This window comes from Methylobacterium sp. R2-1 (assembly GCF_014191355.1).
GTDB lineage: Bacteria > Pseudomonadota > Alphaproteobacteria > Rhizobiales > Beijerinckiaceae > Methylobacterium.
In genome coordinates this window covers 18,495-41,480 of the sequence record NZ_JACHWM010000021.1, presented here as the reverse complement: position 1 = coordinate 41,480, position 22,986 = coordinate 18,495, and the positions used below count along the sequence as shown (strand labels likewise).

Here is a 22,986-nt window from a genome sequence, read left to right as displayed (position 1 = left end):
TGACACAGGATCCGCCGCGTCCCATGGACCCGTCTCGCAAATGCGGGCGTTTACCCAGCGTTGACCCAAGCCAGAAGGCCGTGGCGCTCTGGCAGGCGAGCGGGAACGCTGGCGGCTTCACGCATCTGGCTGCAAGGGACAACACCGGGCCGACGAGGCGAGAGGCTGCAGGGGCACCTCCTGACCTCGGATGATGGTGTGGTGTATCCGGGGCAGGCCCGATGAGGCAGAGCGATGACGGACGATGAGTTCGCCGAGCTGAAGCGCGTGATCCAGGAGAGGGAGACGGAGGTCGCGGCGCGGATTGTGACGCTGCTGTCCCTCGCGGAGGCAGGTTTCGATACGGCCGAGGCCGAGGCGGCACTGTGGCAGGAGATAGACGCTCTGACGGTCCTGCGCGGCTACCAGGCGACAATCATCGAGATGAAGGACGAGTGAGTACGCCGAGGGTGACTCCGGCAGATCGGGCGGCGGCCCTGCTCATTGATTGTTAACTATACACTTCCCATCTCAGGAACATGCCGATCGCGATCCTGTCGCTTGATCGGACACGGCCACGATGCCGGGATTAGGGTGACGCCGGATGTACGCGCACCTTCGTTCCGGCCCCCGTGGCCGTTCTCTTTTCAGCCCTCGATCTGGTCATCTTGCGGTAGACCCAGAGCTTGCCCATCGAGGCGAAATGGGGCGGATGGCGTGCTCTCAACCAGCAGGCGGATCATCGCGGATCGGCTCTCCAGCATAATGGCAGGAGGTTCGCCTACGAGAACCCGCCAGCGAGCAACGAAGTCTCCCGGCGGGATATGGGCGAGGGTGTCCGAGGCCGGAGACCTCGCATCATTAGGCATTCAATGGCTCCTGATCGGCGCCCAGATATAGGCTCGATCCGGGTTTGGGTTCGATGGATTGGCAACGGGGTAAACAGCGGCTTTATCTCCCCGGTCCAGCACCCGGACTTACACCGTAGCCCTCGAGAACGCCCACCACGAAGAATCTGCGAATGCGACCCTTTGCGGTAGCCGCTCCTGGCCGCACCGGCTTTGGCCTCCCTGGGGCTGAGGAGGGCTGCACTGGCTTCTGCAGGACCGACGTGGTATAGAGTCGGCATGACAAACGATGTACCGCACCCCTATTCCATCGCAGTTGAGCCGCTGAAGAAGCCGGAAGGCCAGTTTGGTTGGGCTCTCAGGAAGCATGGCAAGCTGACCGAGCGGTCGGACCGCACGTTTACCAGTGAGGCTAAAGCTTTCGAGAATGCGATGAACGCCATCGACCGGAACGTGACCGGGTATGGAAGCCGGTAAAACCCTGCTGATCTAACAGTGATATCAGCCGCCAAGCGGTCTGACGTCCCCACTGCCCGAGCCCGAGCCGTCTTCTCGCTGGGGTGCTTCGGGCAGTGCGCCTAGGACGGCTTCAGGGCAGGGCCGCCATCTCTGTGCTCAACAAGGTGGTGGACTTAGAGCCTGACGCCGTCTGGCACGCGTCAGTGCTGCCTCACGCCACTCTGGGGCTTGCCCAAGACGGTGCACACGGCTTCGAGCTGCCGCACACGCTCTACTCAGCGGCATTCTCGAAAACACGCCGCATACGCCCCCTATCGCACTGATATTCATCACGATCTTCCGTTTGAGCGGGCAAAGCCATAACAGCAAGGACACCAATAAATTCTTCAATCGTTCAGTTGCCGCTTGAAGCTGCCGCCCTCTTTCGATATAAGGGCTCTATCGGATTAGATGTCTTCGGCCCGCTCTCTTGCTCCTGATCGAGCGCCGAGTCCGGTTTCCCGGTAAAATCAAAGTTTGATCGCTGCATCAGCTGCAGCGCCACGTTGCCTGCCCTGGCACGCAACGATCCTAAACATATGCGCCATCTCATGGCTTCGGCCGGAATGGCCTGCGGATCAATATGCACATCATCTCTGAACCAAAGCTCGCCACGGCAGAGCTATACCCGCAAGCTGCTACGACGCTCGCGACAGCTAAACCCACTTGGAAGCCGCATTCCTGCGGCCTCTCCCGCGAAGAGCTGCGCAAGATCGTTCTAGACGCGCTCGGCTGAGCGGCGAGCGCAATAAGGCGCCCCGCGAACGAAATCTTCCACGAAGATAAAGGACTTCCTATGAGCATTGGTACCGTAAAGTGGTTTAACGACACCAAAGGTTTTGGCTTTATCCAGCCTGACGACGGCGGCAAGGACGTGTTCGTCCATATCTCCGCCGTTGAGCGCGCTGGAATGCGCAACCTAATTGAGGGGCAGAAGGTCTCTTACGAGATGGAAACTGACCGCCGCTCCGGAAAGCAGTCTGCCGGCAGCCTCCAGGCCGCCTGAGCTTTACTCGTCAGCCACCGACGAGTTCGAAGCCGCTCCTTAGGGGCGGCTTCATCTGTTTTTGCCCTGCAGAAGCAGGGCCATTCCGCAGCATAGATTTGCTCCGTCAGGCGGCAAGTACAATGCAGCGGCATCCAAATCTTCGTAACGCGAAGCAGGACGCTTCCATGGCCGACTTTTCAGGATATATCCCAGTCCTCCTAGAGCCCTTGGCAGACCGGAAGAAGCGCTGGGCTCAGGAGAGCGCGGACGCCTGGACGCATCACGGCGAGGAACTTCAGGCACGTGATGAAAAGACGGCTCGCCTAAAGACACTGCGGCTCGCGAAAGAGGCTGCCCAAACGGAAGCTGCCGCTGAGGCGGCCTTGGTGCCGAAGGCAAGAGCGAAGCGGAAGCATAATCGCGCCTGAGGGCGGCCGTTGGGGGCGGAAAATGAAATGATTGGAGATCGCAGCAAGGAGTGGAAGCGCGCCGACGCTGAGTTTGCGAAAACGCAGACCCCTGCATTACCGAAAATTGCGCAGCAAGGAGCCGCTAGCTTCTTGGATGAGAAGAGTGCGCGGTTGAAGGCGGCACGGCTCGCTAGGGATGCTACCGACAACAGTCTGACGAGAAAACCTCTTGTGAAGAGAGGATGTCAACACCTACGACGAAGCAGCAGATTAGAGTTCGACTGAGCCGTGCAGTCACTTGTCCGTGACAGAACCTGTGGCACTTGTACGGCGTGCTGCCGAGTTCTCGAAATTAAAACGCTTGGCAAGCCTGCCGGCACTCTATGCGAGCACAACACGGGTGCCGCGTGCGGCATTTACAAGAATCGTCCGGCAGCGTGCGCGAAGTGGCACTGCTTGTGGCGCAAGGTCGAGGCGCTTCCGGATGAGTTGCGGCCGGATCGTTCAGAAGTGATGTTCTCGTTGGAGACTGCTCCCACGTCTGAGGACCCGTTCCTCCGTGCTCGCATTGTCGGCCGGGCATTGCATGGGCCTGACGCCTTCGAGCGTTGGGAGGCTATCGAAGCCATCGGCATGTTCGTTCGAGAAGGCTCGCTTCCGGTCTGGACCGCATTCGGCTCTGTAGCGTCGCTGATCTACCCGGAGCCTACCCGCGCAGATCATCTGCGAGACGCCATCAGGCACCCTCACGCGGCGAGAAACAGAGGCCATGAGGAAGAGGCCGCAGCCTGGAGGTTAAGGCTTGGCTACGGAGCTGCGCCTCAGGAAGCCAACCTTCCGGGCACAAAAAGCCCACTTGGCAGGTTAGATTCTTCGCCCGAAACAGGGGAGACGCATTTTGCAACCGGCACGGCGAAGTTGTTCAACGGCACGAAGGGTTAACGGCCGGCTCGAACTCGCCGTAGCCCTCAGCCACGCCCCGCTTGCCGTGCTCCATCAGGGCACGCGTCACGTCCTCGGCCAGCCTAAGCGCCGCGCCAGCGACGCCAGCTGTGTGCCGGAGCCAGCCACTTTTCGTCCAGCCCAAGACCGCGACCCGACGGCCCAGAATCTTGATGCCGTTGCCGCCACGCTGGCCGAACTTGTCCGGCGATAGCTCCGCAAACAGCGGTCCAGCACCGAGCCCGCGCACGAAGGCAACGAAGCCCGCATCCAGCACAGCCTGATGCAGCGGGACAACCCGCTCGGAACTCACCGTCTTGGCCGAGCCTGGAACGGCGGGCGAGGCCCCCGGCTCACTTGCGGGCTTGATGTCCCCAGAGGCTGACGGTCTCTCACCCGCCACCGCGCCGAGGAGCATACTCGATGTGAGCGGGATCGATTTACAAGAGGCTAACAGGCCGCTGCCTTGCTCCTTCCGAGCCGCTTGAGGCGGGACCGCAGACTTTCCGCCATCAAAGGCGGATCACGCTGGTACGAGTTGACCGGCGGCGGCGCGCGCGATCGGCAGTTCCTCATCGGCAGAAATGACGTAGAGGGGCACCTTCGCGTCATCGGCACTGATGCATGTCAGGTTGGCTGCGTTGCGGTCCTCGTCCAGGCGGGCGCCGGTCCACGCCAAACCCCGACTGATGTCCGCGCGGATTCGGGCCGAGCGCTCGCCGATGCCAGCGGTGAAGACGAAGGCGTCGAGGCCGCCGAGGGCGGCCACCATCGAGCCGGCCTCGCGCACGACGCGGTAGGCGAAGAGGTCGAGCGCTTCCGCTGCCCGGGGTTCCTCGCTCGCCAGAAGGGTGCGCGCGTCATTGCTGATGCCGGAGACACCCAGTAGGCCCGAACGGCGGTTCAGGATCTCGGAAACCTCTGCCGCTGTCATGCCGCGCTGCTCGATCAGGTAGAGTACGAGACCGGCGTCAATGGAACCGCAGCGCATTCCCATCATCAGACCATCGAGGGCAGTGAAGCCCATGGTCGTGGCGACGCTGCGCCCTTCACGCATGGCGCAGAGGCTCGCGCCGTGGCCGAGATGGGCGACGATGACCCGGCCCTTCGCACAATCCCCGGCAATGTCCGGCAGCACATCGGCGATGTGCTGGTAGGACAGACCGTGAAAGCCGTAGCGTACGAGGCCCTGATCGGTCAGCGCGTGGGGGATCGCGAAGAGCTGAGCAAGCCGCGGCATCGTCCGATGGAAGGCCGTATCGAAACAGGCGAGTTGCGGCAGACTTGGCCAGGCCTTCGCCACCGCCCGGATCGCCGCGAGATTGTGCGGCTGGTGCGCCGGGGCCAGCGGGATCAGCGCTTCGAGTGTCGTCATCACGACATCGTCGATCACGACCGGCGCCGAGAAATCCGGTCCGCCATGGACGACGCGGTGCCCAGCCGCGCAGAGGTCGAGGTTGTCCGCACGGCGGAGGCGATCAAGAAGCCAGTGCGTGGCGGCTTCGTGACTGCTGCCCTCGGGCAGCACCGCCCCGTCGAACAAATGCGCCTTCGCGCCGGCGGCGCCCCCGAACTGCGCCCTGCTGCCGATGCCTTCGATGCCGCCGCGGCAGAGAGGCTCGAGCGTATCGGCCTGGAAGAGCGCGAATTTCACGCTCGATGAGCCGGCGTTGAGCACCAGAATGGCGGCGTCCTCAGTGCGCATCATGGGGCGTGTCTCCTCTCCCGGCGCGCCCCTAGGACGCTTATCGCAGCGTGACAGCCAAGGCTTCGGCCGCCTCTCGCAGGGTTGGCAGACGCTCGGCCGCGTTCGCGCGGGCGACCCGCACCACCGGCGCCTGGAGCGCGAGGGCGGCGATGCAGTCGCGTCCGTTGTGATCGAAGATCGGCACGGCCACGCAGAACAGGCCGGATAGGAATTCCTCGTCGTCGAAGGCGTATCCGTCGCGCTTGATCCGGCCGAGCTCGGCCCGGAGCGCATCCGCATCGGCGAGAGTATTGGCCGTGTATCGCTCCAGCGTCAGCGATCCGATCAACCGCTCTCGCTTGGCCGGCGGCATCATCGCCAGGAACAGCTTGCCACTCGCCGAGGCGTGGGCCGGCACCCGCGATCCCTTCTGGAAGGCGACCCGCAAGGGTGCGGCGGCCTCGACGCGGTCGAGATACATGACCTCACTGCCCTCGAGAACCGTGAGGTTGCAGGATTCGCCGAGCGTGCGAACCACCCGCTCGAGGATCTGATGGCGTTGGGTCGAGCCTGAATTGTTCGACAGGATTGCGAACGCGAGAGCGGTGGCACGTGCTGCGAGCTCGTAGCGGCGGCCATCCGGCATCCGCCTCAGCAGGTCGGCTCCCTCCAGCATGCTCAACCACCGATGCAGGGTCGGTTTGGGCAGGTTGGCGGCTTCCGTGAGCTCCGCGAGCGTCGGCGGGTGATCCATCTCAGCGATGATCTCCAGCAGGCTGAAAGCCTTGAGAGCCGGCGAGGATTCGGTGGCGTCATCCATTGCTGAAGGCTTCATATTCCACTTTCCTGAACGTGGGAAGCAAAAAAACGAGATTTGTGTTGCGCTCCGGCAGATACAGGCGCTAAGTTTTGGTTGGGTGAGGATGCAGCACGCATGGCACGTCCTCCGATCGGTGCAGCGTGAGCGCCATGGCCACGCGCCGCCGTCCGAATTGACGAACGACCATCACAACGACTTGGCAAAGCCAGGGTGGGAGAGCGCGCCATGAGGATGACCACGGAAGAAGCCTTCATCAAAGTCTTGCAGATGCACGGGATCGAGCATGCCTTCGGCATCATCGGTTCCGCGATGATGCCGGTCTCCGACCTGTTCCCGAAGGCCGGCATCACCTTCTGGGACTGTGCGCACGAGAGCAACGCTGCGCTCATCGCCGACGGCTATTCCCGCGTGACCGGCAAGATGGCGATGGCGGTCGCTCAGAACGGACCGGGCGTGACCGGCTTCGTCACGGCCATCAAGACGGCCTACTGGAATCACACGCCGATGCTGCTGGTCACGCCGCAGGCGGCCAACAAGACGATCGGCCAGGGCGGTTTCCAGGAAGTCGAGCAAATGGCCTTGTTCGAGGACATGGTCTGCTACCAGGAGGAAGTCCGTGATCCGACCCGTGTCGCCGAGGTGCTCAACCGGGTGATCGAGAAGGCGTGGCGCGGTTGCGCGCCGGCGCAGATCAACATCCCGCGCGATTTCTGGACGCATCAGGTCGACATCGAGCTGCCGCAGATCGTTCGGCTGGAGCGGCCGACCGGTGGCCGCCAAGCGATCGCCGAGGCCGCGGCGCTGCTGTCGAACGCGCAGTTCCCCGTGATCCTGAATGGGGCCGGCGTCGTCATCGGCGATGCAATCCAAGAATCCGTCGCTCTCGCCGAGCGGCTCGATGCGCCGGTGGCGTGCGGCTATCAGCACAACGATTCGTTTCCGGGTTCGCATCGCCTCGCAGTCGGGCCGCTGGGTTACAACGGCTCGAAGGCGGCGATGGAACTCATCGCCAAGGCCGACGTGGTGCTGGCGCTTGGCACGCGCCTCAATCCGTTTTCGACGCTACCGGGCTACGGCATCGATTATTGGCCGAAGAACGCCAAAATCATCCAAGTGGACATCAATCCGGACCGGATCGGCCTGACCAAGAAGATCACGGTCGGCATTTGCGGCGATGCCAAGCACGTCGCGCGCGAACTTCTGCAACAGCTTTCCAGCGAGGCGGGCGATGTCGGCCGCGAGGAGCGGCAGGCGCTGATCCACCGCACCAAGTCCGCCTGGGCGCAGGCCCTGTCATCCATGGACCACGAGGACGACGACGAGGGCACGAATTGGAACCTCGAGGCCCGGGAACGCGAGGGCGAAAAGATGTCTCCGCGCCAAGCCTGGCGCGCGATCCAAGCCGGCCTGCCGCAGGCGGCGATCCTGTCGACCGACATCGGCAACAACTGCGCTATCGGCAACGCCTATCCGACCTTCGAGCAGGGAAGGAAGTATCTGGCGCCGGGTATGTTCGGCCCGTGCGGCTACGGCTTTCCCGCAATCATCGGCGCCAAGATCGGCTGTCCCGATGTGCCGGTCTTCGGCTTCGCGGGCGATGGCGCCTTCGGCATCTCGATGAACGAGATGACGTCGATCGGCCGGGACGAGTGGCCGGCGGTCACCATGGTGATCTTCCGCAACTTCCAGTGGGGCGCGGAGAAGCGAAACTCGATCCTCTGGTACGACAACAACTTCGTCGGCACCGAACTCGATACGAAGCTGAGCTATGCGAAGATCGCGGAAGGGTGCGGCTTCCGAGGCGTCCGCGTCGAAACACAGCAGGCGTTGACCGAAGCGATTCAGCAGGCCGGGGAGGCTCAGGCGGACGGCGTGACGACCTTCATCGAGGTGATGCTCAATCAGGAACTCGGCGAACCCTTCCGCCGCGACGCAATGAAGAAACCGGTCGTCGTCGCCGGCATCGACCGCGGCGACATGCGGCCCCAGCACCCGGCCTGACTCGGCCGCCGGAAGGGAACGCCGAATAGACCGCCCGGAACCCGACACTCAGCCGGGTTCCGGGCGGCATCATACGATCCGCCGAAAGCCCGTCAACGGACGTCGGGACGCGGATCCGGATCGAACCCGTCACGGTTCGGCAGCTTCACCACCGGAAGCGTCTTGGCATCCATGACCGCGTCGTCCGGAACGAGCCCGTTCATATTGAGGACGTAGGCGACGACCGCGTACACCTCGTCCGGGTGCAACGATTGTGTGGATGTAGTCGGACAGGGTCGGCGCGTAGGGGCAGAGCACGGTAACACCTGCAATCAGTGGGACGCCGCCAGATAATCTGCGATGGCCTTGGCGTCGGAATCCTCGATCGGCGCGCCGTAGACCTTGATCATCTTCGTCACCTCGGCCGTCCAGAAGGCGTGCCCCTTCTTGGGCGGCTGCATGGCGATGTAGTCCGGCGAGTGGCAGGTCAGGCAGTTGGCTTCGGCGACCTCGGCACCGGGACCGGGACGGAGCTTTGCCGTATCCTGCGGCAGATCGTAGGGGACCGGCCCGGCACCCGCGGATCCGTGCCACGACGAAATCAGGAAGAGGGCGACGACGCTCGAGCGAGCGATCCGTGAGGCTGATCGTATCATGAAGCCCTCCCTCAGCTTGCGGTGACGCGCGTCGTCTCGACGACGTTTCGCAGGTAGCCGGCCGGATTCCACAAGGCTTCGAGCGGCTGCGACTGTCCGATTCGGTTCAACGCTCGAACCCGCAAGCGGTGTTCGCCCGCCGGGAGCCGTAGGCTCGCCTCCCATCCCCGGAAGGCGTAGCGACCCTCGTCCCGTCCGAGTTTCGCGGCGGTCCAGTTGCGCCCGTCATCGCCCGATATCAGGACGTCGGAGATACCGTAGCCGCCGTCGAAGGCGATACCGCGCAGAACCGTGTCGGCCCCTGCCTTGACGGTCCCCCTATCGGGAATGTTCGTGATGAAGGAGCGGATGGTGAAGCGATTGATCGGTACCGTCGCCGTCGGCGTCTTGCCGGGTTCGGTGCAGGCGCAGGCATTGGCCGGAATGCGATAGGCCGTCTTCATCCAGAAGTTCTCGAACGTCGTATCGAGGACCGTGATCGCGTTGAGGTGCTTCAGCCAGTAGGTGCCGTAGTAGCCCGGCACGACCAGCCGCAGCGGAAAGCCGTTGAGGAAGGGCAGATCCTCGCCATTCATGGCGTAGGCCAGCATCACCTCGCCGTCGCGGGCGTGGTCGAGGTCGAGCGCCTTGGCGAAGTCGGGCGTCTTCTCGAGCACGGGTCCGTCGAGGCCCTCGAACATCACCTGCCGCGCACCGGCCTGCACGCCCGCCCGGTCGAGCACGACCTTGAGCGGCACACCCTTCCAGCGGGCGCAGCCCATGGCGCCGTTGGCGAGTTGCCCGCCCGCGACCCGCGGCTCGAAGAAGCCGCGCGAATTGCCGGAACACTGATTGACCGCCGTGATCTCCTCCGCGTCGAACGCCTTGATGTCCGCCAGCGACAGGGTGAGCGGCTTATCGACCTTGCCCTTGATCTCCAGGCGGAAGGACTTCGGGTCGATCTCGTTGGGAAGGCCAGCGAGGTGATAGCGCACGAAGAAGGCGTCGTTGGGCGTGATCGTGCTCTCATCGAAGACCGAGAACGGCGTCTCCAACTGGGGCGGCCGGCTGGTCATCTGAATCAGCGGGCGCTTGCCGGGATAGGCCACGAGTGGGCGTTCGCCGTTGCCGAAGGGGAGGATCACCTGTCCGGGCGGGGCGGCACGAGCCTGACCGATCGCGGCATTCGCGAGCAGGACGGAGCCGGCGCCGCGCAACAGGGCGCGTCGGTGCAACATGGTTTCCTCCTTCTGCGGGCGAATCTCTTTTCGGATTCGCCGCATTTTCTTCCGGCGTCTCAGCCGAGCCGCAGCAGGTGGATCAGCCCGAGGCTGACCAGCAGCAGCAGCGTGAGCGACAGCGTTACCGCCGCGGTGACACGTCCGCCGACGCGACCGATCACCCGCACGTCGACGCCGAGCCCAAGGGCGGCCATCGAAACGATGGTGAGGGTGCCGGCAATCCGCGTGATTGGGCCAACCGCGACATCGGGCACGACGCCGAGCGAGCGGAACGCGGCGAGCACGAGGAAGCCGATGATGAACCACGGCACCAGCTTGAACGGATCAAACCGTCCAGTCCGGCTGGTCTCCGGCGCGGCACCGCTCAACCGCGGCGCCAGCAGGGAGAGGCCGACGACGACGGGGCCGAGCATCAGCACCCGCACGAGCTTGACCAGGGTGCCGATCTGCGTTGCCACGAGCCCCGCTGGGACGGTGGCGGCGAGAACCTGCGGCACCGCGTAGACCGTGAGGCCCGCCAGGATTCCGTACTGGCCGGCGCCGAGGCCGAGCAGGGGGATCAGAAGCGGCAGGCCAAGCACCATCAGCACGCCGAGGATGGCCGTGAAGGAGATCGAGGAGGCGACATCGTCGCTGCTGGCGCCGATCACGGGGGCGACCGCCGCGATGGCCGAATTCCCGCAGATCGAGTTACCGCAGGCGATCAGGATCGAGATCCGCACGGCGAGCCCGAGCAGGCGACTGATCAGGAAACTCGCGGCGATCGTCACGATCACCGTCGCGACGATCGCCGCGAGCAGCACTGGTCCCGACGCGACGATGGCCGCGAAACTGATCGAGGCGCCGAGCAGCATCACCGCGACTTCGAGGAGTTGCTTCGCGCTGAAGGCGATGCCGGAGCGCCAGAGCGGGCTCGGCGCCCAAAAGGTCCGGATTGCCATGCCGAGCAGGATCGCGATGACCAGCGCCTCGATATAGGGATGCTCGAACATGCCCTCTTCGAGGTGCTGCAGGCCGATCGAGACCAGCGTGACCGCGAGGCACAGCGCGATTCCCGGCGCCAGTTCCCGCAGGCGCAACATCGGGAAACGGGGCTCTGTCGGCCTCACGAGGCGGTTCTTCTGCAGCATCGTCGCTCCTCGACGCCGAGTTCCGGCACCGCCTCTGCGGCACCTTCATAGCAAGTCTTGTGCGTTCTGTACGCCCTACTTAAAAAATTCTTCTATATCCGTTCCGTACTGTGGAACGTTCTTCGCATTACGTCCACCGGCGGCCATTGACCGTCAGGTTGCTGGGTGACGTCAGCATTCGACGCCTGCCGTGCCGCACGGCCGATCCAGATCGCCGAGCCCGCGCTGATGAGACCAGCGAGTGCGCAGTAGGCACAGACCAGCCACGGCTTGTTCTCGCCGGAATATTGCAGGAGCGCGGTTGCAACGATCGGGGTCAGGCCGCTCGCGAAGATGCCCGAGAATTGATAGACGAAAGAGATGCCGGTGTAGCGCACGCGTGCCGGGAAAAGCTCGGAGAACAGGGCTGCTTCCGGTCCGTAGACCGAGGCATAGAGAATCCCGAAGGGCACGATCAGGGCGAGCCAGACCGCTCCGGTGCTGCCGCCGCTGTTCAGGAAGACCCAGAAGGCGGGAAATGCCGAGAATCCCGTGAGAAGCGAGCCCCAGGCATAGACGCGGGTGCGGCCGAGGCGATCGGAGAGCCAGCCGGCCAAGGGAATGGTGGCGCAGAGCAGGAGCGCTGCGGATGTGACGCCGAGCAGGGCCTCGGTTCGCGGCATCTTCACCGTCCCGGTGAGATAGCCGATCGAGAACACCGCGAAGATATTGAAGAAGACACCGTCGATGGCGCGCGCGCCCATGCCGGCGAGCACGTTGCCAGGAAACTCCCGCATCATCGAAACGAAGGGGATCGCCGCCTCGCGGTTCGTCTCCTTCACGCGGGCGAATTCCGGTGTCTCCATCACGTTGAGCCGGATATAGGCTCCGACCGCAACGAGTACGGCGCTGAGGAGGAAGGCGAGCCGCCAGCCCCAGGTGAGGAACTGCTCGTCCGTGAGACCATAGGAGAGTGCCGCAACCACGCCGGACGCGATGCAGAGCCCCAGCGCGAGGCCGATCTGCGGGATGCTCGCGTAAAGGCCGCGCTTCTCCGGGGGCGCATACTCGAATGCCATCAGCACGGCTCCGCCCCATTCGCCGCCAAGGCCAATGCCCTGGACGATCCGCAGCAGCAGCAGCAGGACCGGCGCGGCGACTCCGATCTGCGCGTAGGTCGGCACCAAGCCGATCAGGAAGGTCGCCACGCCCATCAGCATGAGGGTGATCACCAGCATGCTCTTGCGGCCAATCCGGTCGCCGAAATGCCCGAAGATCACACCGCCGAGCGGCCGGGTCACGAAGCCGACTGCGAATGTCGAGTAGGCGAGCAGCGTCGAGATGAGGGGATCGTCGGCCGGAAAATACAGCTTGTTCAAGACGATGCCGGCGACGACGCCGTACAGGAAGAAGTCGTACCACTCGATTGTCGCACCGATCAAAGCGGCGGTGACAACGCGACCGAGGCCGCTTCGATCGGGTGCCGTGTGGCTCGTCGTCATGCCGGGCTCCCTTCTGGCGCCAGCGCGGCGTGCCGGCTGCGTTCGGTCGCGACCGGATCGGTGGCGACGATCGAAGACGCTCCGGCGCGCGCATCGGCCAGGATCATGTCGGAGGCTTTCTCAGCGATCATGACCACGGGTGCGCTGGTATTGCCGGAGACGAGCGTCGGCATGATCGAGCAATCAACGACGCGAAGGCCGCCGATGCCATGGACGCGCAGGCGTGCATCCGTCACGGCCATCGGGTCCGAGCCCATCTTGCACGTCCCCGACGGGTGGAAGATCGTCGCGCCTGTTCCCCGCGCGAAATCGAGCAGGGCCTCGTCGCCCTCGATCTCGCGGCCCGGCTTGACCTCGGTCAGCAGCGTTCGCAGGGGTGACGTGGCGGCAAGGCGTCGGGCGAATTTGATACCCTCCACCGTGCAGCGCCGGTCAGCCTCGGTGGCGAGGTAGTTGGCTCGCATCACCGGAGCCGCGAAGGGATCGGCGCTGCGCAGAGTGACGGTCCCACGGGATTCGGGGCGCAGCTGGCAAACCGAGAATGTGCAGCCCGACCAGGGATGGGGCGCGCCGCCGGCCATGTCGGCCGATAGCGTGGCGAAGTGGAACTGCACGTCCGGCGTGCCGGGTCCGGGCATCACGCGGGTAAACAGGCCGCCCTGATTGATCCCCACGGCCAGCGGGCCGCTGCGGGTCAAGAGCCACCGCAGGCCGATGCGCGCCTTGCCGAACAGGGTGCGTAGGTCGTCGTTCGTCGTGATCGGCTTGGCGACCCGGTACATGAGCCGGATCTGCAGATGGTCCTGCAGGTTCGCGCCGACGCCGGGCAGGGCGTGCGTGACCGCAATGCCGTGGCGCGCCAGTTCCGCCTCGGGTCCGATCCCAGACAGCATGAGGAGTTGCGGGCTCTGCAGCGCACCCGCGGCCAGGATCACCTCCGTCGTGGCGCGCGTCTCCCGCATCCGGCCGTTCTGCCGGTAGCGAACGCCGACGGCGCGGCGCCCTTCGAGGATCAGGCCGGTCGATTGCGCTCCGGTCTCGACACGGAGATTCCGACGGCTCCACGCGGGGCGCAGGTAGGCGACCGCCGTGCTGCAGCGCCAGCCCTTGCGGGTGAAGAGCTGATAATACCCGACGCCTTCCTGATCACCGGTATTGAAGTCCGTGGTGTGGCGGATGCCGAGTTCACCGGCCCCCGCGATGATCGCTTCGATGAGTTCGTGCCGGTGCTCGATGTCGGAGCACCAGAGCGGCCCGTCGGCGCCGTGGGCGGGCCCGGCGCCCTTGGTGTTGTGCTCGGAACGGATGAAATAGGGCAGAACATCCTTCCAGGACCAGCCCGCATTCCCGACGGCTGCCCACTGATCATAGTCCTCGGCTTGGCCGCGAACGTATATCAGACCGTTGATCGATGAAGAGCCGCCCAGAGTCCGGCCACGCGGCCAGTAGATCCGGCGGTCGTTCATGGTCGGCTCGGGTTCGGTGAAGAACCCCCAGTTGAGGGTCTTGTGGAACATCGTCTTCCCATAGCCGATGGGAAGATGGATCCAGGGCGAGCGGTCGCGTGGACCAGCCTCCAGCAGCAGAACCCGATGCCGACCGTCGGCTGAGAGGCGGTTTGCGAGGACACATCCCGCGGTTCCGCCGCCGATGATGATGAAGTCGAAGGGGGCGACTGTCATCGCCAGCACCTCGCCGAGAGCGTTTCCTCGTAGTTCGCCCCACTTCGAGATCTTACGTCTCGGAAAGTGGAACGTTGCGTTCGATTAGATGAGGAAACTGCGGAGGTGTCAATGCGAGCAGACGAAGGCAGCCTCCATCGCGACCGGACGACTGACAGCTCGGTCGGTGATGAAACAGGCGAAGGAGCCCTGAGAAGCCGCGCGGGGCGGGACGCGCCTGGACGCTTCGCCGATGAGCGTCCTGCTCAAGCTCGAAGTCAGACGTGGTGAAGAGGGCAGCTTTGGCGACGGGGTCAGTTGCCCGGGTAACCGAAGGACATTTCGGACTGCTCGTTCTTAGCAATCTCCAGCATGTGCCACTTGATGCCGGAGACGAGCGACTCGACCGAGATGCCGCGATGCGGCGCGGAGAAGGCCGGCTGGATGGCTTGGAGCTGAGCCACGCTGCCGGCGAGATAGACCGCAACGGCAAAGGGCAGGATCTGGCGAAGGCGCTCGACGGGCGGCATGACGGACAGGTTTGTTGCGATGCACACTATCTAGCGCGCGGCATTGTGCGACGCAACGGCGTGCAGCCTGCCTCCGAGACATGAGAGCCTTGCCGAGGACGCGGAAGAAACGGTCAACGACCTCTCAGCGTCTGATGTTTCCGATGCCGGCCACCATGTATTCGGCAAGGTGCTCGGCGGCGGTCGTGATCCCGCTGAGCTTACGCTGTAGGACGATTTCGAGATCGGGCATGTCGGGCAGGCCGTCGGCTTGACCGAGCCGGCGGACATGGGGACCGAGTGCACAGAGCGGAAAGGCCGAGATCGCAAGTCCCGCATAAACGGCAGCCTGAAGTCCGGCGATGCTGTCGCTGACCGCCGCGATGCTCCAGGATCGTCCGATCTGGCCGAGCGCATCGAGCGCGTGTTGCCGGTAAACGCTCCCTGCCGGAAGCAGCGCCAGCGGCAGGGCCCCCTTCGGAGCGACTGCATAATCGCGGGCGGCCACCCAGACCAATGGCTCCTCCCGCACGACCGTGCCTCTGCCGAGTTCCGGCTGGCGCGTCATCAGGGCAATGTCGATCTCCTCGTTTTGCAGCGCCGCGTGTAGGTTCACACTGCGCGAACAGCGCAACTCGATCTCAATCTGCGGATAAGCGCGCGAGAAGCCGCTCAGAACGGACGGCAGCAGGAAGGCCGCATAGAGGTCGGGCACGCCGAGACGGACATGGCCGGTAATGTCGGGCGCCTCGAAACGCTCGCGGATCTCGTCGTTGAGCCCGAGAAGCGTTCGGGCATATCCGAGCAGCATCTCCCCCTCTCGCGTCAAGGTGAGATGGCGGCGGTCGTCTTGAAAAAGAGGCTTGGTGAGCGCCTTCTCCAGACGCTGCATCTGGTGCGTGATGGCCGGTTGGGTACGGCCGACCTGCCTGCCGGCCAGCGTTATACTGCCGGTTTCCACGACTGCGATGAAGGTCCGTAGGAGCGGGATCTCGAGATCCGGAATCATATCGATAAATTTCCTGCATGATCTCGATGCAGAGAATAAATTTCTCCGATGCAAAGGCAATCGCTACGGTGTGATCGAGACGGCGGACGGCGCACGATTCAGGGCGACCAAAGATCCTGAACGAGCCGCTGTCTCGAAGGTGAGGAACGCTCAACGAATGCTGAGAGACTTCTCCGCCCTTGCGTGAAGATACACGCTGGCCGAGGAACCTTACTCAGACTTCAGCAGGAGGGCAGAATGCTGAGGCTTGTCCGATTCAAAGCCACAGACCGCGTGCTGCTTATCATTTGCCTGATGTATTTGGTCACCTACATCGACCGGGTAAACATCGGCACGGCTGCGCCGGCGATGCAGAAAGAACTCGGTCTGAGCAACTTCGAGCTCGGACTTGCCTTCTCCGCCTTCGCCTATCCTTATGCATTCTTTCAGATTGCAGGAGGCTGGCTGGGCGATCGTCTCGGGCCACGGATAACGTTGCTGATCTGCGGCGCGATCTGGTCGGCTGCCACCGTAGCCATCGGCTTCGTTGAGGGGGCGGTCTCGCTCGTCATCGCTCGCTTCGTTCTCGGCATCGGCGAAGGATCGGCCTTTCCGACTGCGACCCGGGCGCTCGCGAATTGGATGGCGGCTGACCGGCGCGGCTTCGCACAAGGTATCACCCACGCCTTCGCACGGCTCGGCAACGCGCTGACGCCGCCGCTGATCGCCTTTCTCATCGTCGCGCTGTCCTGGCGTGATTCATTCATCATCGTCGGCCTGATCAGCTTCGCCTGGGTGGCCCTCTGGTTCTGGTACTTCCGGGACGACCCGCGTGACCACAAGCATGTCACACCGGAGGAAATCGCGGTTCTTCCGACAGTGAAGATCGCCGGAGAGCGCAAGGCGGTGCCGTGGCGGCGCCTTCTGAAGCGGATGATGCCGGTCACGATGACAGATTTTTGCTACGGCTGGACGCTGTGGCTATTCCTCAACTGGATCCCGTCCTACTTCCTTCATCAGTATCAGCTCGATATCAAGAAGTCGGCTATTTTCGCCTCCGGCGTATTCTTCGCCGGGGTGGTCGGCGACACGGTCGGGGGCATCGTCAGCGACCGCATCCTGAGGAGGACCGGCAGCGTCTCGAAAGCACGGGTGAGCGTGATCGTGGTCGGCTTCCTCGGCGCCTTCCTGTTCATGCTGCCGGTGGTGTTCGTCACAGACCTCGTGACAATCACGTTGTGCCTGTCCGCGGCGTTCTTCTTCGCCGAACTGATCGTCGCACCGATCTGGGCCGTGCCGATGGACATCGCACCCCAGCACTCGGGGACCGCCTCCGGCTTCATGAATTTTGGGTTCGGCCTTGCTGGGATGATCTCGCCGGTGGTGTTCGGCGCTGTCATCGACGCGACCGGGCGCTGGGACCTTCCCTTCGTCGCATCGCTCGGCCTGCTTCTCCTCGGCGCGGTGCTCGCACTGCGTATGCGGCCGGACGAGCCCTTCCTCGACGAGATCGAGGAGACGCCGCCCATCGTGACCGGTCCGGCGGCGGTCAGGCCGAACGCCTGACCACAGGTTCTACTCCCCCTCGTCTTCCCCTCCGACAGCCGCAAGAGGACACCGCGATGGCCGTCGTCAGTCTCAAAGCTCCGGAATCACCGCACGCTCGGCAGGACCAAGCTACAAGTCCGGGTGAACCGGACTCCGTCGAAGGCGTCATGCTCCGGGCGAGAACTGCACAGAAAGCATTCTCCAACGTCGATCAGGAGACCGCAGACGCCGCCGTCAGGGCGCTCGCGTGGTCCCTTTACAACCCCGACCATGCCCGCGAACTCGCTGAACTCGCCGTGCAGGACACCGGACTTGGCAATGTCTCCGACAAGATCCGCAAGAAGCAGCGCAAGACCTTCGGCACCCTGCGTGACCTGCTGCGTGCCCCGTCCGTTGGCGTGATCGAGCGGGACGAGGCGAAGGGGCTCGTCAAGTACGCCAAGCCGATGGGCGTGATCGGCGCGGTGACTCCCTCGACCAATCCGGGGGCGACACCGGTCAACAAGGCGATGATGGCCGTGAAGGGGCGCAACGCCATCGTCATCGCCCCGTCCCCGCTCGGTTACCGTACCACGGCGCGCATCGTCGCGCTGATGCGGCAGGAACTCGCCGGGATCGGCCTGCCGGAGGATCTCGTCCAGATCCTTCCCGCTCCGATCACGAAGGAGGCGACCGAGGCCCTAATGAGGGTCTGCGACCTCGTCGTTGTGACGGGCTCGCAGGACAACGTCCGCCGCGCCTATTCGAGCGGAACGCCGGCCATCGGCGTGGGGGCCGGCAACGTGCCGGTCATCATCGACGAGACCGCCGACCTCGATGCGGCGGCCGAGCGGATCCGCGACTCGAAGATCTTCGACAATTCCACCTCCTGCTCGTCGGAGAATGCCGTCGTCATCGTAGATGCGGTCTACGATGCGGCGATCGCTGCGCTGGGACGGGCCGGCGCCTATCTCTGCACGCCGGAAGAGCGGCAGCGTGTCGTCGACCGACTCTGGGTCAAGAACAAGCTCAACCGCGACCTCATCGCGCGCGATGCCGACGTCCTGGCGAAGGCTTTCGACCTGCCCGCGAACGCTGAAGGAAAAACCTTCTTCCTCGTTGAGGAGACCGGGGTGGGCAAAGACTACCCACTCTCGGGCGAGAAGTTGGCTCTCGTGCTCACGGTCTACCGCGCCAGCGACTTCGCGGCCGCCAAGGAGCGGGTGCGCGAGATCCTCGATCATCAGGGCAAGGGCCATTCCTGCGGTCTGCACACCACGAACATGGATCGTGCTCGCGAACTGGCGGAGGATCTGGATGTCGTGCGGGTTCTTGTGAACTTCGCTCACACCTTCGGAAACGGCGGCGGGTTCAACTCAGGCCTCGGCTTCACTTTGAGCATGGGCTGCGGCTCCTGGCAGAAGAATTCGATCTCCGAAAACCTGAGCTACCGGCACATGCTCAACATCACCCATCTCGTCACGCCGATCCCCGAGGACAAGCCGACCGAGCAGGAACTGTTCGGACCTCACTGGGAGCGAATTGGATACGGGGAGGCCGCACGATGAATTTCATGGAGCACGTCGCCAAGGCACGCGTTCTCGCACCCGCCGGCATCCCGGTCCCGCGCGCCGTCCATTGCCGCACACCGGAGGACGCAGCCGCCGCTTTCGAGGCGCTCGGCCCCTGCATGGTCAAGGCCCAGGTGCCGACCGGCAAGCGCGGCAAGGCCGGCGGCATCAAACCGGCAAATTCCGCGGACGAAGCGCGCAGAGTGGCCGAACGCATCCTCGGCATGCGCATCGATGGCCACCCTGTCGGGTCGGTGCTGCTGGAGGAGCAAGCCCGGATCGCACACGAGTTCTACGCCGCAATCCTGATCGACACCGCGAGCCGGTGCCCTCTGGTTCTGTTCTCCACGGAAGGTGGGATGGACATCGAAGAGGTCGCCGCAACCCGTCCGGACGCGTTACGCCGCCACCGCGTCAATCTCGACGCCGGTTTCGACGATGCGGCGGCCCGGTCGATGTTGTCGGGCCTGGACCTCTCGGGGGCCGAGGGACAGGTCGCCGAGATCCTGGCGGCGCTGTACGCGACGAGTAGGCGGATCGATGCGGAGCTGATCGAGATAAACCCGCTCGCCGTGCTGGCCGACGGTCGCGTCGTCGCCCTCGATTGCAAGCTCACGCTCGATGATGCTGCCGCCTTCCGCCAGCCCGATCTCGCCGACGAGGCGGCAGCGGAGCCGATGACCGACCTCGAGCGCGAAGGCGCCGCCAACGGCCTTAAGTTCATCCAGCTCGATGGCGATGTCGGTGTCCTCGCCAACGGCGCCGGGCTGACGATGACGACGATGGATGTGATCAGCCATTGCGGCGGCCGTCCGGCGAATTTCCTCGAGATCGGGGGCGAGGCCTATACGAAATCGGAAGTGGCGCTGAAGCTCGTGCTGTCCAATCCCGGCGTCAAAAGTCTCGTCGTGAATTTCTGCGGCGCCTTTGCGCGGACGGATGTGATGGCCGAGGGCGTCGTCACCGCCTGGAAGCGGCTCGACCCGAGTATTCCGGTGTTCTTCTCGATTCACGGAACCGGAGAGGACGAGGCGGTTCGCCTCGTTCGCGAAGGGCTCGGCCAGGAGCCCTTCGATCTCATGGAGGATGCGGTGCAGGCCGCCGTCAACGCAGCACATTCGGCAGCGAGCGGGGGAGCCGCACGATGATCATCTATCGCCAGTCCGCCCGCGTGCTCGTCCAGGGCATTACGGGCAAGCAGGGCACCTTCTGGACCGAGAAGATGATAGAGTGCGGCACGCGGGTCGTCGCCGGCGTCAATCCAAAGCGGGCGGGCGAGCGCCATCTCAGCGTGCCGGTCTATGCCACGGCGAAGGCCGCCATGGCTGAGACCCCGTTCGATATGGCGGTGATGTTCATCCCGCCGGCCATGGCCCGCGAGGCGGCTCTCGACGCGATTGAGGCCGGTGCCCGGAGCGTCGTCATCCTGACGGAGCATATCCCGGCGCGCGATGTCATCGCGATCCACCACGCCGCGGCGCAGCATCGGACCCGCATCATTGGACCGAACACCGCCGGAATCGTCACGCCGGGTGAGGGATTTGTCGGCATCATGCCGGGGCACAATCCCAACATTTTCCAGCCGGGTGAGGTCGGCGTGATCTCGCGTTCGGGGAGCCTTGGCACGCTAATCTGCCTGAACCTCACTCGAGCCGGTCTCGGCCAGTCCGCCTTTCTCGGAATCGGGGGTGATCCGATGATCGGCACGACGACGCGGGACGCTCTTCAGGCGCTCGATGACGATCCGCGCACCCGTGCTGTCGTGCTTGTCGGAGAGATCGGTGGCGCGATGGAGGAAGCAGCCGCGGAGTACGCGGCAGGCATGTCGAAGCCAGTCGTGTCCTTCATCGCCGGGCGTGCCTCACCGCCCGGCAAGAAAATGGGCCATGCGGGTGCGATCGTATCCGGAACCGTGGGTAGCTACGATGGAAAGCGCCGTGCGCTGGAGGCGGCGGGCGTCGCCGTAGCCGACACCCCGGCCGAGATCCCAGGACTACTCAGTTCTGGCCTCAGTCACGACGGGACCAAGCCGGCGGCGCATATCGTTCCAGCTTGACCCGCTCCGGGACAAGGCCTTTGCATACAGAAAAGACGCTGCGGGATCTCCGCGGCGCCTTCGTCTATGACGATGTCTACATTCTAAACCGCGCTCGTCATACCCCGACGACTGCCTTGATATAAGCGGCCAGCGAAGCAACACTGGTAAAAGTCTCTGCAAAAGCCGGATTGAAGTAAGCCGCTCGCGCAGCGACAATCACAATCACCCAGAAGAGCCCGACGCCGGACCGAATGGCAATTCGCGAGACGGCATGATCTTCGCTGCTCGCCTGTGCGATAGGCTCTCCGAAAGAGTCGTATTGGACGGGACGCATGACGACCGAAGGGGCTGGAACACGCTTCAAGATATTGCCTCAGCGTATCTCGGATCCAATGGCCGCGTTTTTCGTATTTGCGCCGCTTCCGAACGACGCCTTCTCTCCAGGCGGATTGCGGTAGAAGTTTTCTCTCTAACGTGTTGCGGCGACCGGGTGAGGCTGTTCGGAACGGTCGGTCATCAGGGGCTATATGCGTACGTTCGACCACCTGCATGCCGCCTAGGTCGATGCCTCCGCGGCTGCACGGCATCGCCTGCGGCCTGGGCCTGCTGCTGAAGTCAGGGAAGGACGACGACCTGCCGGATGAGTTGCACGACCTAGTCGGCTAGCTGACCCTGCGCGACGATTGGGACGGCCTGGACCGGGACGATCGACGCGCTTGAACTCGGGATTGGTCCGTGCGGGAAACCGGTCGCGGGCGGTGAACCGGTCCGCCGGCAGCTCGCCGCAGGGACGGCGGTAAGCGATCTCGCTCAGGAACGAGCGCTCGATCTCGATCTGGTCTTCCTTGAGGTCGATGTACCAGCAGCGCCGCGCTCCGCTCCAGCGGTAGCGGCGCACCTTGAGCAGATCCTTGGTTTCGATCGGCGAACCCTGCGCCCACAGCCGAACGACATCCCGAAAGCCGGAACTTCACCTTCCTCATAATCGAGCGCGGCAAACTATTCACGTCGAACGGATTCGGGAACTGGTTCAAGGACCGCTGCCGCGAGGTCGGCCGGCCGCGCTGCTTCGCCCACGGCCTGCGTCAGGCTGGTGCGACGCTGGCCGCCGAGAACGGCGCGACCGAGCGGCAGCTCATGGCGATGTTCGGTTGCGGATGCCAAGCTTACCCGCATAACCCGCCACCCTCGCATTTAAGACGCGACCGTGCCCCTGTCCGCGAAGGGTCGCTGAGATGGCAACGAGCCTGACGATACCCAGTCCGCAGATCGGCAGCAGGGCGTTCCCTTCAGTATAATCCTAAGCCGTGCAGAACCGAGAGAGCCGCTGGCAGCTATGCTGGCAGTATAAAGCGCGACCCTCAGGCTCGGCAGCACCGCACCTCGGAGAATGTGGAGGAATGATTATCCTGCGACTCCGCCAAACAGCGCATGATCAAGTCGCGCCTTCGGCGTACGCCAAGTGAACTGGCTGTGCCTCATTATTGAGTATGCGGACGCAGCCTCAGTATGTCTTGGTTGCGGAAGACCAACTTGGTAGCGTTGACGGGGCCCGGCCAGTTCGAGCGGGAGACGTCGGACATGACCAACATGAAACGTCGAGGTGGCCCATGGCTCATCCCATGGGTCACCGCATGTCTGCTTCTCCCGCTACTCTGTGTGAGCCGGTCTGCTTCTGCCCAGGATTTCTTGGGTCTGCTCATGCGTGGCATCCAAGAAAGAGCACAGTTGCCGCTGCGTGGTTTGGGGCCACCTCACGAGACAGGTGGAGCGGATCTTGCGCCGGCAGAGCGGCGCCTGTCTCCACAGGATCGAAGCTTCGTCCAGGAAGACTTGGCTCTCCTCGGTTTTTACGAAGGTACGCGGGATGGCAACTTAGGATCGGGGACGCGTCCTGCGATACGGCGCTTCCAGGCATCCCTGAACGAGCCGCAGACAGGATACTTCTCTCCGCGTCAACTCGGACAGCTGCGCCGGTCCGCCGAGGCAGCCCGAAGATCCGGTGCTGCCCGGGGCGTGAACCTTGATAGTACTCTTCCGGCCCGAGCTGGTG

At 64.0% G+C, this 22,986-nt stretch carries 19 protein-coding genes and 1 pseudogene; 9 read left to right on the top strand and 11 right to left on the bottom strand.

Annotation, left to right across the window (positions count from 1 at the left end; all coding sequences use genetic code 11):
* Positions 1–234: 234 nt before the first annotated feature.
* The 3 genes from FHU13_RS24285 to FHU13_RS24275 all read left to right on the top strand — a co-directional run bounded on the left by FHU13_RS24285 (position 235) and on the right by FHU13_RS24275 (position 2,331).
* Positions 235–438 carry a hypothetical protein gene (locus FHU13_RS24285; RefSeq protein WP_183438406.1) on the top strand — a complete coding sequence of 68 codons (204 nt, stop codon included), beginning with the start codon at positions 235–237 and terminating at the stop codon, positions 436–438.
* 668 nt (positions 439–1,106) lie between these two features.
* Positions 1,107–1,304: a hypothetical protein gene (locus FHU13_RS24280; RefSeq protein WP_183438405.1), complete on the top strand. Its 198-nt coding sequence runs from the start codon at positions 1,107–1,109 to the stop codon at positions 1,302–1,304.
* Between the two features lie 817 nt (positions 1,305–2,121).
* On the top strand, positions 2,122–2,331 hold the full coding sequence (locus tag FHU13_RS24275; protein WP_183438404.1) for a cold-shock protein: 210 nt from the start codon (positions 2,122–2,124) through the stop codon (positions 2,329–2,331).
* 1,314 nt (positions 2,332–3,645) lie between these two features.
* Here the strand turns inward: FHU13_RS24275 and FHU13_RS24270 are convergent.
* The 3 genes from FHU13_RS24270 to FHU13_RS24260 all read right to left on the bottom strand — a co-directional run bounded on the left by FHU13_RS24270 (position 3,646) and on the right by FHU13_RS24260 (position 6,187).
* Positions 3,646–3,978 (bottom strand): hypothetical protein, encoded by a 333-nt coding sequence (locus tag FHU13_RS24270; RefSeq protein ID WP_183438403.1) that lies wholly within the window; start codon positions 3,976–3,978, stop codon positions 3,646–3,648.
* 210 nt (positions 3,979–4,188) lie between these two features.
* Positions 4,189–5,373, bottom strand: a complete 1,185-nt coding sequence (locus tag FHU13_RS24265) for an acetate/propionate family kinase (protein WP_183438402.1) — start codon at positions 5,371–5,373, stop codon at positions 4,189–4,191.
* Positions 5,374–5,410: 37 nt separating this feature from the next.
* Positions 5,411–6,187 carry an IclR family transcriptional regulator gene (locus FHU13_RS24260; protein ID WP_183438401.1) on the bottom strand — a complete coding sequence of 259 codons (777 nt, stop codon included), beginning with the start codon at positions 6,185–6,187 and terminating at the stop codon, positions 5,411–5,413.
* Positions 6,188–6,397: 210 nt separating this feature from the next.
* On the opposite strand from FHU13_RS24260, the gene xsc reads away from it, so the two are divergent.
* Entirely contained in the window at positions 6,398–8,173 is a 1,776-nt protein-coding gene (gene xsc, locus FHU13_RS24255; protein WP_183438400.1) for a sulfoacetaldehyde acetyltransferase, read from the top strand.
* 92 nt (positions 8,174–8,265) lie between these two features.
* Here xsc and FHU13_RS24250 read toward each other — a convergent pair whose 3' ends face one another.
* The 8 genes from FHU13_RS24250 to FHU13_RS24215 all read right to left on the bottom strand — a co-directional run bounded on the left by FHU13_RS24250 (position 8,266) and on the right by FHU13_RS24215 (position 15,770).
* Positions 8,266–8,406, bottom strand: coding sequence for a hypothetical protein (locus tag FHU13_RS24250; protein ID WP_246714845.1), 141 nt, complete (start codon positions 8,404–8,406; stop codon positions 8,266–8,268).
* 78 nt (positions 8,407–8,484) lie between these two features.
* Positions 8,485–8,808: a cytochrome c gene (locus FHU13_RS24245; protein ID WP_183438399.1), complete on the bottom strand. Its 324-nt coding sequence runs from the start codon at positions 8,806–8,808 to the stop codon at positions 8,485–8,487.
* 11 nt (positions 8,809–8,819) lie between these two features.
* Positions 8,820–10,025, bottom strand: coding sequence for a molybdopterin-dependent oxidoreductase (locus tag FHU13_RS24240; RefSeq protein WP_183438398.1), 1,206 nt, complete (start codon positions 10,023–10,025; stop codon positions 8,820–8,822).
* A gap of 59 nt (positions 10,026–10,084) precedes the next feature.
* A complete protein-coding gene (locus FHU13_RS24235; protein ID WP_409518536.1) occupies positions 10,085–11,155 on the bottom strand; it encodes a YeiH family protein in 1,071 nt (356 codons plus the stop codon).
* Between the two features lie 95 nt (positions 11,156–11,250).
* Positions 11,251–12,639, bottom strand: a complete 1,389-nt coding sequence (locus FHU13_RS24230) for an MFS transporter (protein ID WP_183438396.1) — start codon at positions 12,637–12,639, stop codon at positions 11,251–11,253.
* Positions 12,636–14,321, bottom strand: a complete 1,686-nt coding sequence (locus tag FHU13_RS24225; protein ID WP_183438395.1) for a GMC family oxidoreductase — start codon at positions 14,319–14,321, stop codon at positions 12,636–12,638. Before FHU13_RS24225 ends, FHU13_RS24230 begins: the two co-directional genes overlap by 4 nt.
* Positions 14,322–14,614: 293 nt before the next feature.
* Positions 14,615–14,830 carry a hypothetical protein gene (locus tag FHU13_RS24220; RefSeq protein ID WP_183438394.1) on the bottom strand — a complete coding sequence of 72 codons (216 nt, stop codon included), beginning with the start codon at positions 14,828–14,830 and terminating at the stop codon, positions 14,615–14,617.
* A gap of 124 nt (positions 14,831–14,954) precedes the next feature.
* On the bottom strand, positions 14,955–15,770 hold the full coding sequence (locus FHU13_RS24215) for a LysR substrate-binding domain-containing protein (protein ID WP_312889640.1): 816 nt from the start codon (positions 15,768–15,770) through the stop codon (positions 14,955–14,957).
* Between the two features lie 285 nt (positions 15,771–16,055).
* Between FHU13_RS24215 and FHU13_RS24210 the strand changes: the two genes are divergently transcribed.
* The 5 genes and pseudogenes from FHU13_RS24210 to FHU13_RS28460 all read left to right on the top strand — a co-directional run.
* The gene (locus FHU13_RS24210; RefSeq protein ID WP_183438393.1) at positions 16,056–17,363 is read left to right on the top strand and encodes an MFS transporter; all 1,308 of its coding nucleotides are present in this window, start codon (positions 16,056–16,058) and stop codon (positions 17,361–17,363) included.
* A 56-nt stretch (positions 17,364–17,419) separates the two neighbouring features.
* Positions 17,420–18,892 carry an acylating sulfoacetaldehyde dehydrogenase gene (gene sauS, locus FHU13_RS24205; RefSeq protein WP_183438392.1) on the top strand — a complete coding sequence of 491 codons (1,473 nt, stop codon included), beginning with the start codon at positions 17,420–17,422 and terminating at the stop codon, positions 18,890–18,892.
* Complete coding sequence (locus FHU13_RS24200; RefSeq protein WP_183438391.1) at positions 18,889–20,043, top strand: succinate--CoA ligase subunit beta; 1,155 nt, start codon at positions 18,889–18,891, stop codon at positions 20,041–20,043. The genes sauS and FHU13_RS24200 overlap by 4 nt, the downstream gene beginning before the upstream one ends.
* Complete coding sequence (sucD, locus tag FHU13_RS24195; RefSeq protein ID WP_183438390.1) at positions 20,040–20,951, top strand: succinate--CoA ligase subunit alpha; 912 nt, start codon at positions 20,040–20,042, stop codon at positions 20,949–20,951. The genes FHU13_RS24200 and sucD overlap by 4 nt, the downstream gene beginning before the upstream one ends.
* A 1,491-nt stretch (positions 20,952–22,442) precedes the next feature.
* Positions 22,443–22,892: pseudogene (locus FHU13_RS28460) on the top strand (peptidoglycan-binding domain-containing protein); the annotation flags it as partial.
* Between the last annotated feature and the right edge of the window lie 94 nt (positions 22,893–22,986).